The 13013-nt window shown below is 68.9% G+C and carries 11 protein-coding genes; 1 reads left to right on the top strand and 10 read right to left on the bottom strand.

Annotation, left to right across the window (positions count from 1 at the left end; all coding sequences use genetic code 11):
* The 10 genes from ACFXI3_RS14235 to ACFXI3_RS14190 all read right to left on the bottom strand — a co-directional run bounded on the left by ACFXI3_RS14235 (nucleotide 1) and on the right by ACFXI3_RS14190 (nucleotide 12427).
* Nucleotides 1-981: an ABC transporter permease gene (locus tag ACFXI3_RS14235; RefSeq protein ID WP_344280046.1), complete on the bottom strand. Its 981-nt coding sequence runs from the start codon at nucleotides 979-981 to the stop codon at nucleotides 1-3.
* Nucleotides 981-2573 carry an ABC transporter substrate-binding protein gene (locus ACFXI3_RS14230; RefSeq protein ID WP_378399816.1) on the bottom strand — a complete coding sequence of 531 codons (1593 nt, stop codon included), beginning with the start codon at nucleotides 2571-2573 and terminating at the stop codon, nucleotides 981-983. The genes ACFXI3_RS14235 and ACFXI3_RS14230 overlap by 1 nt, the downstream gene beginning before the upstream one ends.
* Nucleotides 2574-2583: 10 nt before the next feature.
* A complete protein-coding gene (locus ACFXI3_RS14225; RefSeq protein ID WP_378399815.1) occupies nucleotides 2584-3477 on the bottom strand; it encodes a serine hydrolase in 894 nt (297 codons plus the stop codon).
* Nucleotides 3474-4859 (bottom strand): serine hydrolase, encoded by a 1386-nt coding sequence (locus ACFXI3_RS14220; protein WP_378399814.1) that lies wholly within the window; start codon nucleotides 4857-4859, stop codon nucleotides 3474-3476. The genes ACFXI3_RS14225 and ACFXI3_RS14220 overlap by 4 nt, the downstream gene beginning before the upstream one ends.
* A 119-nt stretch (nucleotides 4860-4978) precedes the next feature.
* On the bottom strand, nucleotides 4979-5866 hold the full coding sequence (locus tag ACFXI3_RS14215) for a serine hydrolase (protein WP_378399813.1): 888 nt from the start codon (nucleotides 5864-5866) through the stop codon (nucleotides 4979-4981).
* 172 nt (nucleotides 5867-6038) lie between these two features.
* On the bottom strand, nucleotides 6039-7691 hold the full coding sequence (locus ACFXI3_RS14210; protein WP_378399812.1) for a PucR family transcriptional regulator: 1653 nt from the start codon (nucleotides 7689-7691) through the stop codon (nucleotides 6039-6041).
* 77 nt (nucleotides 7692-7768) lie between these two features.
* Nucleotides 7769-8875: an o-succinylbenzoate synthase gene (menC, locus tag ACFXI3_RS14205; RefSeq protein WP_378399811.1), complete on the bottom strand. Its 1107-nt coding sequence runs from the start codon at nucleotides 8873-8875 to the stop codon at nucleotides 7769-7771.
* Nucleotides 8872-9750 carry a GNAT family N-acetyltransferase gene (locus tag ACFXI3_RS14200; protein WP_378399831.1) on the bottom strand — a complete coding sequence of 293 codons (879 nt, stop codon included), beginning with the start codon at nucleotides 9748-9750 and terminating at the stop codon, nucleotides 8872-8874. Before ACFXI3_RS14200 ends, menC begins: the two co-directional genes overlap by 4 nt.
* A gap of 47 nt (nucleotides 9751-9797) precedes the next feature.
* Nucleotides 9798-10955, bottom strand: a complete 1158-nt coding sequence (locus ACFXI3_RS14195) for a M20 family metallopeptidase (protein ID WP_378399810.1) — start codon at nucleotides 10953-10955, stop codon at nucleotides 9798-9800.
* Nucleotides 10952-12427: an amidohydrolase family protein gene (locus ACFXI3_RS14190; RefSeq protein WP_344280070.1), complete on the bottom strand. Its 1476-nt coding sequence runs from the start codon at nucleotides 12425-12427 to the stop codon at nucleotides 10952-10954. The genes ACFXI3_RS14195 and ACFXI3_RS14190 overlap by 4 nt, the downstream gene beginning before the upstream one ends.
* Nucleotides 12428-12578: 151 nt before the next feature.
* Here ACFXI3_RS14190 and ACFXI3_RS14185 point away from each other — a divergent pair, with 151 nt between their 5' ends.
* Nucleotides 12579-12971: a VOC family protein gene (locus ACFXI3_RS14185; RefSeq protein WP_378399809.1), complete on the top strand. Its 393-nt coding sequence runs from the start codon at nucleotides 12579-12581 to the stop codon at nucleotides 12969-12971.
* The last annotated feature ends 42 nt before the right edge of the window (nucleotides 12972-13013 follow it).

The following is a 13013-nucleotide window of genomic DNA, read 5'->3' as shown; positions in this document are numbered from 1 at the left end:
TCAGTTCTCCCGGATCGTCGAACGCGGATCGAGGACCGCCAGCAGCAGGTCCACGATGAGGTTCACCAGCAGCACGCCGATGCCGTACACGAGGACGATCCCCTGCACCAGCGGATAGTCCTTCTGCAGAATGGATTGCGAGATCGTCGAACCGAGGCCCGGCCAGGCGAACACGTTCTCCACCAGCACGGTGCCCGCGACCAGGCTGGTGAGCATCAGCCCGCCGAGCGTCAGGGTCGCGGTCAGCGCGTTCGGCAGCGCGTGGCGCAGGTAGACGATCCGCGCGGGCAGCCGTTTCGCCCGTGCGGTGCGGACGAAATCGTTGCCCAGCACGGAAAGCGTCTCCACCCGGACGATCCGGGACAGCGTCGAAGCCGGGCCGAGTGCCAGCGCGATGATCGGCAGCACGAGCGAACCCGCGCCCTCGTGGCCGGCCACCGGAAACCAGCCGAGCTGCACCGCGAAGAACGCCACCAGCGCCACTGCGACCAGGAACTCCGGGATCGCGGCGAACAGCACGGTGGTCGAGGTGAACCCGAGTTCGGCGCCGCGGTGCCGTCCGCCGCGAGTCAGCACGGCGAAGGTCAGGCCGAGCGGGATCGCCAGCGCGATGACCACCACGAACGCCGGCAACGCCAGCTGCAGCGTTGCCGGGAGCCGGTCGGAGATGACGTCGCCGACCGGCTGCCCGGTCAGCATCGACGTGCCGAAATCGCCGCGGAACAGCCCGCCGAAGTAGTCGAGGTACTGCTGCCACAGCGGATGGTCCAGGCCGAGCGCGGCGCGCCGGGCGTTGATCAGCTCGATCGGCGCGGTCAGGCCGAGCGCCGAGCGCACCGGGTCGCCCGGGATCAGCTGGATCATCAGGAACGCCATGGTCACCAGCACCCACAGCGACACCACGAACCGCCCGAGGCGGCGGGCGCCGAAGGTCAGCCAGGGGCTGACCTTCGGGCCCGCGACGGCGATCGCGCCGGTCATCAGGCGTACATCCGGATGGTGGTCGGCTTGAGGTAGCCGTTGACGATCTCGAACTTCGCGTTGCTGCCGTAGGTCGGGACCACCGTGTTCGCGAACTGCACGACGTCCTGCTTCTCGAACAGCGCCGATTCCGCGGCCATCCAGTCCGCGCAGCCCGCTTGCCCGGCCTGGGTGGACGCCTTGGCGACCAGCGTGTCGTACTGCGGGTTCTTGATGTGCGCGAAGTTCGTTCCCTCCGGCGGCTGCCCGCCGGACATGAACGGCACCAGCTGGCTGGGGAGGGTGAGGCCGAGCGGAGCCATCGAGATGTCCCACTCGCCGGTGGCGAACAGCGCCTGGCTGAGGCCGGGGCTGTCGACGCCCTTGAGCTGGACGTCGACGCCGATGCTCTTCCAGCCCTGCTGCATCAGCTCCGCGCCGGGAGCCATCGTCGGTCCGGCCTGCGTGCCGTAGATCGCGGTCAGCGACAGCCGCTTCCCGTCCTTGACGCGAATGCCGTCCGGCCCTGGTTTCCAGCCCGCCTGATCGAGCGCCGCCTTGGCCGCGGCGACGTCGAAGCCGGGGATCTTCCCGGTGACCGAATCGCCGTCGCAGGGCCGCGGCTCGATGGTGACCATGCCCTTGACCGGCGCACTGCCGTCCCGGGTCAGCACCTTCGCGACCTGAGGGAGGTCGAGTGCCTGGATCAGCGCGCGGCGCATCGCCTGGTCGGCGCCGAACCGGCCGGGAGCCTGGTTGAAGAACAGCTCGCCGAACGGGGAAACGATGTCGGAGTGGTACAGCCGCTGCGCCTTGAGCCGCTGCTGGTCCTGCCCGATCACCGAGCCGGCGTTGACCTCGCCGGACAGCAGCAGGTTCGACATCGTCGTCATGTTCGGAACGACCCGGACGACGATCTTGTCCGGCAGGCCCTGCTGCTTCGGGTCGAACTGGCCAGGACCCCAGGTGTAGTCCTTGCGCCGGGTCAGCGTGTAGTGGTCGTTCGGGACGATCTCGGACACGGCGAACATGCCGGTGCCGTTCTCTCCCTTGGCGAGCGTCTTCCGGTCGGCCATTCCCTTGGCGCAGACGATCGGCAGACCGGCGATGTTGCGGAGCAGGAACGCGTCCGGCGCGCCGCTGGTGATCTTGACCGTGCCCTCGCCGGCGACCGCTTTGGTGCCGCTCTTCACCGTGACGCCCGCCAGCGGGGACTTGTTCGCCGGGTCGCCGATGAAGTTGATGTTCGCCGCCACGTCGGCCGCGGTCAGCGGGCTCCCGTCGGCGCAGGTGACCCCCTTGCGCAGGGTGAACGAAGCGGTGGTCGTATCCGCTTCCCACTTCTCCGCGAGCGCCGCCTCCGGCTGGCCCTTGGAGTCGAGGTTGATCAGGGAGTCGTAGAGGAACCCGTCGATATTGCGGGCGACCGACAGCACGGTGATCGCCGGGTCGAGCGTTCCCGGGTCGGTCGGGATGGCATAGGTGAAAGTCTTGCCGTCGACCAGTTTCTGGTTCGCGGTCCGGTCCGTCCCGGATTGCGCTGATCCCCCGCACGCGCTCACGGTCAAGGCCACCACGCCCGCCATCGCGGCGGTGAGCCGGGCAGTTTTCATGGGATTTCTCCTACGGGGTCGCGCTCTGGAGGTGGTCGATCGCCAGCCGGGCGGCGGCGCCGATGGACGCGTCGACCGCGGGAAGGCGGTCTTCGAGAGAATGCGCGCGAGTGAACACCGCGACCGCGAACCGGCGGCCGTCCCCCAGGGTCACCACGCCTGCTTCATTGCGGATTCCGGGCAGCGTCCCGGTTTTCGCCGCGATCGCCACGCCGGACGGAAAGCCCGACGACAGCCGGTGCGGCCAGATCTGCTGTGCCATGATCGTGCGAACCCGTTCGCACGCTTCGGGTTCGCCTGCCCGGTCGGTCCAGATCGCGTCGAGCAGCGTCGTGATCTCGCGCGGCGTGGACGACGTGGTGCGTTCCGGATCCCGGACCGACAGCTTGTCCATCTGCTCCGGCGTCGCTTCGCTGAACAGAGCTTCGAGATCCGAATCCGGAGTGCCGCCGAGATCCGCGACGACGGACGCGAACAGGTCCTCGCAGCAGCCGATCAGCCGGGTCCTCGCGAGCCCGAGATCGGCCAGCACGCGGTCCACCGTTTCCTGGCCGAGCCGGCGGTAAAGGACGTCGGTGGCGGCGTTGTCGCTCATCGTGAGCATGAAGTGCGCGAGGTCGCGCCAGCTCATCTCGACGTCGTCGGCGCAGCCCGCGGTGCCGATGCCGCCGATCCGGTACCGCGCGGTCACCTTGGTCCGTTCGGTGTCGTCAAGGCGTCCGGCGGCGACCTCGCGGGCATAGGCGAGCGCCACCGGGATCTTGAACACCGACGCGAGGACGACTGGATCGTCCCCGCCCGCCGACACTTCCGGGCCTGCGACGCCGATCTCCCGAGCGTGCAGGAATCCTTCCGCGCCAGCGTCGGCGAAGACGGCCTCGATCTGTTCGCGGATCTCGCTCACTGGGAGACCCGTCGGTCCGCGCGTCCAGTGTGGAGGAACTGCGCGCGGCCGTTGCCGTCGTCGCCGACGAACGCGTGTGCCATGTAGACACCCGGAAGCTGCTCGGTTTTGGCGACGAACGTGTCGCCCTGGCACGGCAGCAGTTCTTCCTTCCCCGAGGGCGCGCCGATCTCGGCGAAGATTCCCTTCGGGACGCGGCTCATCCAGAGCTTGCCGTCTTCTTCGGTGACGACGGTGTCGGCGACCATCGACGTGTACTCGCCCACGTACCGGGAAAAGTCGGCCGGAGCGGCGGCGGGATTCGGCTCGGGCCGCGCCGGAACGGTGACGTCCGCGAGTTCGTCCAGCAGCTTCGCGAAGATCTCCTCGTACGCGTTCATCGGCTGGCCGCCGTTGGTCAGCAGCGCGACCGCCACGCCCTTCTCCGGGACCACGCGCAGGAAGGACGCCTGGCCGATGGTGCCGCCGTCGTGGCCGATCACCTTGCCGCCGTCCCAGTCGAAAAGCATCCAGCCGAGACCCCACTGGTCGGACATGCCGAGGTAGGGCACGTCCACCTGCGATTCGCGCATCGCGAGCAGCGATTCCGGCAGGACCACCTGGGTGCCGTCGTCGGCCTTGCCCTCGTTGAGGTGCATCCGGACGAACGTCAGCAGATCGCGCGGGCGCATCGCGAGCGTCGAACCGGCGGGCGAGTTCGAGCGGGTGAGCGCCCAGATCGGCGCGGGCACCGGGTCCTCGCCCGGTTTCGGGGAGACGTGGCCGATGGCGGCGCGGTAGCGGATCGCGTCGTACGGGCCGGAAGCCGCGTGGGTCAGGCCGAGCGGCGCGAAGAGGTGGTCGCGCACGCAGTCGTCCCAGCACTTGCCGCGCAGCACCTCGATGACGCGGCCAAGCACGCAGTAACCGGCGTTGTTGTAGGAGAACCGCTCGCCCGGCGGGAAGAGCTGCGGCACGTCGGACAGCGTCGCGACGAGCTTCTCCACGCAGTCGTCGCCGGGTCCGGTGTCGGTGAAGATGTCGCCCTCGAAGCCGGCGGTGTGACAGGTCAGCTGGCGGACGGTGATCACCGCCGCGGCCTCGTCGTCGCCGAGCACGAACTCCGGCAGGTAGTCGCGCACCGGCCGGTCGAGATCCAGCTTGCCCTCGTCGACGAGCTGCATCGCCAGCGTGGTCGTCCACACCTTGGTGATCGACCCGATCTGGAACACCGAGTCCACAGTGGACTCCACGCCGGTGCCCTTGTTGAGGATGCCCGCCGCGTGGTCGATCACCTCGCCGTCGGCGAGCACCGCGATCGCGGCTCCGGGAACCTGATGCTTGGCCAGCAGAGCGGCGAAATTCTCCTGGAGCCAGGTCTCGATTTCGGAAATTTTCGACATGTGCACCTTCTGTCCGGGTGAGGGTGGACCGGCGTTTCGGAAATGCTAGGTCCGTGGCGGACGTCACTTGTTCGTCCGGACCGAGGAGAGCGAGGGGAAAGTTCCTCCGCTCCGACGAATCAAGCCGTGCGCAGGGACTCCACCGCCGTCGCGGCGGCGAAACCGATGAACGCGTCGCGCTCGGGCACCCGGGACCGGGAATCCTCGGCGCGGGTGAAGACGGCGACGGAGTAGCGGCCGCCGTCCGGGTATTCGACCACGCCGACCTCGTTGCGCACAGCGGGCAACGTCCCGGTTTTGCCGCTGGTGCGGATGCCGTCGTCCGGGAACCCGGAACGCAGGCGGTGCGGCCAGACCTGCAGTTCCATCCAGCGCCGGACGTCCGCGCACGCCTCCGGGGCGGCCGCTTCGTCACGCCAGATCAGTCCCAGCAACCGGGTCATTTCGGCGGCGGTGGTGCGACAGGATTTTTCCGGTTGCAGCGCGCGCAACCCGGAAACCTGTTCGTAGGTCAGTTCGGCGAGCGCGCGTTCGTCGTCCTCGTAAGAGACTCCGAGATCCTCGCCGATGGTGGCGAGCAGTTCGCCGCAGTCCTGCGGCACGACGGTGTGCGTGAATCCGAGGCGTCGCAACGTGCTATTCACCGCGTCTTTGCCGACCTCGGCGAGAATCAGGTCAGTGGCAACGTTGTCACTGATTCCGATCATCAGAATCGCCAAATCGTGCCAGGACATCAGGACTTCGTGGCGAAAGGTGGCGAGGCCGTACGGGCTCGGCGTCGGATGCCCTGGCTTGACGGCGACGCGGGTGCCGAGATCGAGCTTTCCTTCGGCGGCTTGGCGGGCGAGTTCCAGCGCGATCGGGACTTTGAACACCGACGCGGGAACGACCGGGACGTCCTCGCCGATGCCGAAACTGGCGGTACCGTCGACCTCGGCGGCGTGCAGCCGGACCTCGACGCCGACCTCCTCGGCGCGGCGGGCGATCGTTTCGGATGCGGTGGCCATGACCCTCCTGTCTACTGTGGACTTCTCCGGCAGCAGGCAGGGAGTTCTTGGTGCGGTACGGGAACAGCGCTGGCCCGGCCTGCCGATTCCCCATTGTCTTGGGCTCGGCGGGGGCCGGGGTTGGTGCGATCGCAGGAAGGTTGCGGCCCGTTTCCCGTCAGGAGTGCAAGACTCAGGACTCTTCGGGTTTTTCCACCCGCGGCAGCAAGTGCAGCTGCACCATCGCCGCGAACCGATCCCCCGGATCGTCCAGATCGATCCCACCGACCTCGGCCAGCCGGCGCAAGCGGTACCGGAACGTGCTCGGGTGCACGTACGCCGCCGCTGAAGCCGCGCTGATGTCCCCGAACGAATCGAGCCAGCACCGCAGCGTGTGCACGAGCTGCGATTGATGTTTGGTGTCGTACTCCAGCAGCCGCGCGATCGGCCCGGTCGCGACGTCGCCGCGGGCCGCGGACAGGTCGGCCAGCTCCAGCATCAGCGCCTCGATGTGCGCGTCCTCGGCGGCGATCACCCGCTTCGAACCGCCGTTGGTGAGCAGCACCCGCAACGCGCGGTCGGCCCCGTCGCGGGACGCGCGCAGGCCGGATCCATCGAGGGCCAGCGGGCCGATGCCGATCGCGGCGGCGACCCGGCGGCCGGTGCGTTCCAGGAAGGTCGACGCGACGCGCACCGAGCGTTCCCGGCAATCGCCGTGGTTCCCGGGCATCGGGACGATGCCGTACGCGACGTCGCCGACCAGCGCGACCGCCGATCGAGGCTGGACCGCGCTGAGGTGCATGGCGAACGCGTCGGCGACCCGCTGGCGTTCGGCGACCAGCCGGAGGTCGTCGTCGGGCGCCTCGATCAGTCCCATGGCCAGCACGATCGTCGGCTGTCCCAGCAACCCGAGGCGCGCGATCGCTTCCTGCGCGCCAGAGCCGCCTTCGAGCGCGGTGCTGACCAAGTCCGCGCGCAAGCGGCGTTCGACGTCGGCACCCGCGCGCAGCCGAAGCATATGCAGCGCAACGATTTTCGATGCGTCGATCAAAGCCGCGGTACGTTCTTCGCTTAGCTCTTTGTCGACAGCTGCCCAAATCGACCCGAGTACCTCGTCACCGGCCCGGACCGCGAGGGCGGCGCGGATCATGACGATCTTCTTGTCGTAGCCGTCTCCCGGATAGACGTAAACCGGGCCCTGATCGCGATAGAGCCGCTCGAAAACGCCGTCCTTCTCCAGCTCGCGAGTGAACCGCTCGGGCACCTGGCGGCCGAGAATCGTCTCGACCCGCGAAGGGTCGGCTTCGTCCTGGCGGCCGGAGAAGGCGAGCACGCGCGAGTTGCGGTCCTCGATGGTGACCGGCGCGTCAAGCAGCGCGGCGATGGCGTTGGCGAGCGCGAAGAGATCGCCGGACGGCATCCCGCCAAGCGTCTGCGGGGAGACATCGCCGACGTCGCCCTCCGCGAGCAGCGTGCGGAGCATGGCGGCCAGCTGCGCCCACGACGCGCCGCTGGCGAGGCCGAGCAGCGCGACCCCGGAGGAATTGGCCGCCCGCACGAGTTCCGTCGAGGCGGCGACCGGCGCTCGCACCACCAGCGCGGTCGCACCGCGTGCGGCGACGGCGTGCAGGAGCTGCACGATCTCGTCGGATTCGCGCACACCGACGCCGAGGACCACCGCCTGTGCCGGGAATTCCGCGTCGTCGTGCGGGTCGTGAATCACCACCCCGCCGAGCTGCCGCCGCGTGTCGCGGCCGACGGCGACCGGCTCGAGGAGCACGTCCCCGAGAGCTTCGAGGACGCGTCCCAGACTCGTGTGCGGTTTGCTCGGCACCGGTGTCAGCACCCCCCGAAGGTAGATCCGGCCTCGTGCGGACCGGCTGGTCCGATCCGACCAAATCTACCTCCGGAATTCGTAGCGGGCTACGAACCGATCCACACCTTTGCCGTGGTCACCTCGTCCAGCAACTCCGGAATCGGCGCCACGCCGAGGCCCGGTCCGGTCGGCACCGGGAGGTGGCCGCCGGAGAGCACGAACGGCTCGGTGATATCGGTTTTATAGAACCGGTCGGACGCCGAGGTGTCGCCGGGCAGGGTGAAGTTCGGCAGCGAGGCCAGCGCGACGTTCGCCGCCCGGCCGAGGCCGGTCTCGATCATCCCGCCGCACCACACCGGGATCCCGTGCGCCGCGCACACGTCGTGCACCCGCCGCGCTTCCAGGTACCCGCCGACGCGGCCCGGTTTGATGTTCACGATCTGGACCGCGCCCAGCTTGATGGCGTCCGCCGCCGCGCGCGCCGACACGATCGACTCGTCGAGGCAGATCGGCGTCTGGATCCGGCGGGCGAGTTCGGCGTGGCCGAGCACGTCCTCCTCTTCCAGCGGCTGCTCGATCAGCAGCAGGCCGAACGGGTCGAGCCGGGCCAGCTGCGGCGCGTCGCCGAGGGTGTAGGCGGTGTTCGCGTCGACCTGCAGCAGCACGTCGTCGCCGAAGCGCTCGCGGACCGCGCGCACCGGCTCGACGTCCCAGCCGGGTTCGATCTTCAGCTTGATCCGGACGTAGCCCTCGTCGAGGTATCCGCCCACGACGTCGAGCAGCTGCGGGATGGTGTCCATGATCCCGACCGAAACGCCGCACGGCACGGAATCGCGCACCGACCCGAGTTCAGCGGCGAACGACCGCTCGTGCGCGCGGAGTTCGGCGTCGAGCACCGCCATCTCCAGCGCGCCCTTGGCCATCCGGTGGCCCTTGAACTTGGCCAGCAGCGGCGTCACCTTCGCCGCGGTGATGTCTTCCGCGGCCAGCAGCGCCGGGATCAAGTAGTGCCGCAGCACGTGTTCCGCGCCGTCGTTGTACTCCGAGGAGTACAGCGGACCGGCCATCGTCACGCATTCGCCCCAGCCCTCGCCGGCCGGCGTGACCGCGCGCAGCAGCAAGAGCTCGCGGACCGACTGGGTGCCGAACGAAGTCCGGAACGGGGCGACGAGCGGCATCTGCACCCGGCGCAGTTCCACACCGCTGAGTTTCACTGCTCCTCCTTGGAGATCACGTAAAAGCCGGCTCGGTCGAAGCCGGTCACCCGGCCCCCGGCGGCCATCAGCCCGCCGAGCGATTCGCGCAGCGCGGCCCGCCACGCGTCCGCCTTGCCGAGATCGGTGGTGCGCAAGCCTTCGATGTCGGACGGGACCGCGACGAGCACCACCGGGGCGTCCGCGGAACCGGCGGCCGGACCACCGTCTTCGGCGACTTCAAGGGCCACCTTCGCGCCCTGGTCGAGCAACGCCTTCGCGTCGGTGCGGATCGGTTCGCCGAACGCGGCGGTCCGCACTGTCGGGCTGGCCAGGTCCCAGGACACCATCAGCCGGTCAGTGTCGCCCGAACCGTTGATGCCGTCCGCCATCGGGCCGTAGAAATCCCGCAGATAACGCACCGGCAATGCGCCGAGTTTGCCGAGGTTGAAATAGCCGTTGCGGCGCACCAGCGGGTCGAACGTCCATTTGATCGTCGAGACGTCCTGTCCAAGCGCCCAGCCGCGCTGATGCAATTTCAGCGCGTACCCGATTCCGCGACCGGCACCGGCCTTCGCGACTCCGGCGATGTGACTGTGCAGACTGCCTTTTCCGGGGTTTCCGAAAAAGCCGACGCACGCGCCGAGCAGTTCTCCGTCGGCGAACGCGCCTGCCACGTAATTCCCCGCCGACGACAGCGCGCGCAGCAGTTCCGTGGTCACCGGGCGGGTTCCCGGCGCGGACCGCCAGATCGTCTCGAACAGCACTCCGACCGCGGTCATTTCCGCGATCTCGGTGATTTCCCGGACTTCGACCCCCGAGGCGGCGGCCGCCGCTTCAGCGGCCGCGACCGCCTCGTCGCACACTTCCGCCGCGACGGGTCTTTCCGTGTTCATCGCAAGATTCGTCACGGGATGATCCTTTCCCGGCTTCCCCACCGACGTCACCGTCGGGCTCGACCAGAATCGTCCACCGGATTCGTCGGAATCGACGGACTCCCCTTCGTCAGCACGTTCTCCACCAGAGCGGCCAGCAACGCCGTTCGCCGCGGCAATTCCTCGACCAGGACATGTTCGTGATCCGCGTGCGCGCCGCCGCCGACCGCGCCAAGACCGTCGAGCGTCGGGACACCGAGGCCCGCGGTGTAATTGCCGTCTGAAGCACCGCCGACGGCCGCCTCGGTCAATTCCGGCAATCCCAGTTCCGCGGCCAGTTCCTTGGCCAGCCCGTACAACGCGGCCGACGAGACAGCGTCCAGCGGCGGACGGTTGATCCCGCCGGTGACCCGCACCTGCGCTTCATCAAGGACCGGTTGCAACGCACGGACTTCACGGTCGACGCGAAGCTGTTCTTCCTCGTCCCACACGCGTACATCGACCTCGACCGCCGCCGCTGCGGGCACGGTATTCACGGTCGTACCAGCCGAAAGCACTGTCGGCACCACGCTGGTCCCACGCTCCGGACTGGCGAGCGCGGCGACCGCGAGCACCTGGTGTGCGATCTCGATCCCGGCGTTGATCCCCTTCTCCGGTTCGAGCCCGGCGTGCGAGGCGCGTCCGGTCACCTCGATCCGGTAGTGGGAAACGCCTTTGCGCCGGGTCTTGATCGCGCCGCCGTCCGCTGACGCCTCCAGCACAAACGCCGCCGCGCAGCCCTGCGCCTCTTCCTCGATCAGCCCGCGCGACGAGGGCGAGCCCAGTTCCTCGTCCCCAGTGACCAAAATAGACAGTCCACTCCGGTCTGCCAGCGAAGCCGCGACGTGCAACGCCATCACGACGCCAGTCTTCATGTCGAAGCAGCCAGGCCCGCGCAAAACCCCGTCCTGCACGGAAAACGGATGCGTCTCCAGCGAACCCATCGGCCAGACCGTGTCGTGGTGGCCGAGCAACAGCACGCGCGCCGGGCCGTCACCGAATCGCCAGCGCAGATGCGTCCGTCCATCCAGGACAATCCGCTCTGGTTCAACACCAAGCAACGCCTTGCCGACGCCAGTCAGCACGTCAGCGCTGTGTGCAACCGCGTCCAGGTCGGACGATGGGGATTCGCAGCGCACCAACGTTTCGATGTCGGCGAGCAAAGCGTCCACAGAGAACTCGGTCATCGCGGTTCACCTCGCAGCGGCTGGCCCGGGAACGCGTCGGTGAGCAGCTGCCCGTCGCGCACCACCGGAGTGCCCGCGACAAACAGGTGCCGGACGCCGACCGCGGGCCGGGTAGCGTCGAAATACGTTGCGGTGTCGGTGATCGTGGCCGGATCGAGGACGACAATGTCCGCGTCCGCGCCGACGTTCAACCGCCCCTTGGTCCGCGCACCAGGCGCGACCTCGTCGAGCACCCGCGCCGGGAGGTAAGAACAGCGCCGGAACGCCTCCAACCAAGTCCAAACACCGGCCTCGCGCACCATCAGCCGAAGCGACTTCGAGAACGTCCCCGCCGTACGCGGATGCGTCGCACCACCCGGCGGCAGCGGCCACTCGGTGGATTCGTTGGCGCCGTTTTGCCAGTACACCGGCATCGCGTCGCTCGCGACGATCGAGTCCGGGAAGGCGAGCGCCTGGTGCAGCAGCGTGCGGTCCGCCGGGTCGTCCTCGTCGAGGAACTCCAGGATGCACGGCGCACCCGGCGTCTCGGCGCGGACCTGCAACAGCCGTCCCTCGTCCGCGATCCGCTCGCCGGTCTCCAGCAGGATCACGCGCGTCGGGTTGAGGCCCTTCATCTTCAGCCGCTCCGGCGAGATGAAAGCCGCGCCGACCGCGGTGCTGCCCGCGCCGTACGGATAAGCCTCGACCGTCACCCGCGACCCAGCGGAACGGCCCGATTCCAGCGCGGCGAGCACGCGGTCGATGTGCCGTCCGGAAGTGCTGTTGACGTGGCAGTGGTGCATCGCCGCGCCGGTCTCGGCCGCGACGATCGCGATCTCCTCGGACCCGTCGGCCGGCGTGCCCGGATCGACCTCGACCAGCTCGCGGACGTGCGTGTACGTCGGCGCTTCAGCCTGCTTGGCGAGCTTCGCCAGCGCCAGGAACTCGGCCGGATCGCTGGCCGGCGCGTACCCGAGCAGCACGCCGACGCCGAGCGCGCCCGCCGCCAGCTCGCCCTCCACCAGCGACAGCCACGCGGCCAGTTCGGTCTTCGACGAGGACCGCTGCCAGGCCGGATTGCCGAGCACGGAAAGCCCGGTGTTGATGTTCGCGTCCGGCTCGATGCCGGCGAGCACCTTGGCCCGCGCGGACCCCCACGAGGCCGAGAAACCGTAGTGCAGCGGACGCCCCGCCGCGGCGGCCTCGGCGTAGGCCCGCTCGACCGGCATCAGCCCGGCCTCCAGGTCGAGCGCCGTGGTGACGCCGTCCATGGCCTGCAGCCGCTGTCCCGCGATCGTGTGCACGTGGCTGTGCAGATCGATGAACCCCGGCCCGACGACGTACCCGGCGACGTCGATCTCGACCTGGTCGTCCGCACTCGGCAGTCCCGGTCCGACCGCGATCACCTCGCCGTCGGATACCAGCACGTCAGCTGTGCCGTCGAAGCCCGTAGCCGGGTCGATGACGCGACCGCCACGCAGCAGTGTCCGCATGCTTGCCTCCTCGCCTCGCTGCAGGCGACCCTAGGAGGTTTCCCGGGCACGACGTTCGTGCGCGCGGACGAATCCGGGGCGGCAGATCTATCCGCGCGCACAAACCGAAATCCGCTGGGCGCGGGTGTCCGGCGGCCCTAAGCTCGCGCGCATGGCCTGCCGGATCACCGAACTCGTCCTCGACTGCGCCGACCCGCGACGGATGGGCGAGTTCTGGTGCGAAGTCCTCGGCTACGTCGAACTCGGCTGGGACGGAGAGGACCTGGAGATCGGTCCTCCAGCCGGTTTCGGCGGCCCGCAGCCGACGTTGATCCTCAGCCGCAGCAGCGACCCGAAACCGGCGAAACTGCCACTGCACCTGGACGTGAACCCGACCGACCGGGACCAGGACGCGGAACTGGAACGCCTCCTCGCCGCCGGAGCGCGGCCCGCCGACGTCGGGCAAACCGGGGAGGAATCGTGGCACGTGCTGGCCGACCCGGAGGGGAACGTGTTCTGCCTGCTCCGCCGCCAGCTCGACCCGATCACGGTCGACGGTCCGTGAGGGGAACCCTGAGGGACTCTGAGTCCCTCAGGGTTCCCCTCA

This window comes from Amycolatopsis sp. NPDC059235 (genome assembly GCF_042754125.1).
Taxonomy (GTDB): Bacteria; Actinomycetota; Actinomycetes; order Mycobacteriales; family Pseudonocardiaceae; genus Amycolatopsis; species Amycolatopsis albidoflava.
The sequence above is the reverse complement of the archived record's forward strand: the minus strand, read 5'-3'. Positions and strand labels throughout refer to the sequence as shown.

What these genes read in the sequence shown, in the direction of transcription:
- ACFXI3_RS14235 (WP_344280046.1), bottom strand. Translation starts at nt 981, where the DNA reads ATGACCGGCGCGATCGCCGTCGCGGGCCCGAAGGTCAGCCCCTGGCTG.
- ACFXI3_RS14230 (WP_378399816.1), bottom strand. Translation starts at nt 2,573, where the DNA reads ATGAAAACTGCCCGGCTCACCGCCGCGATGGCGGGCGTGGTGGCCTTG.
- ACFXI3_RS14220 (WP_378399814.1), bottom strand. Translation starts at nt 4,859, where the DNA reads ATGTCGAAAATTTCCGAAATCGAGACCTGGCTCCAGGAGAATTTCGCC.
- ACFXI3_RS14215 (WP_378399813.1), bottom strand. Translation starts at nt 5,866, where the DNA reads ATGGCCACCGCATCCGAAACGATCGCCCGCCGCGCCGAGGAGGTCGGC.
- ACFXI3_RS14200 (WP_378399831.1), bottom strand. Translation starts at nt 9,750, where the DNA reads ATGAACACGGAAAGACCCGTCGCGGCGGAAGTGTGCGACGAGGCGGTC.
- ACFXI3_RS14195 (WP_378399810.1), bottom strand. Translation starts at nt 10,955, where the DNA reads ATGACCGAGTTCTCTGTGGACGCTTTGCTCGCCGACATCGAAACGTTG.
- ACFXI3_RS14190 (WP_344280070.1), bottom strand. Translation starts at nt 12,427, where the DNA reads ATGCGGACACTGCTGCGTGGCGGTCGCGTCATCGACCCGGCTACGGGC.
- ACFXI3_RS14185 (WP_378399809.1), top strand. Translation starts at nt 12,579, where the DNA reads ATGGCCTGCCGGATCACCGAACTCGTCCTCGACTGCGCCGACCCGCGA.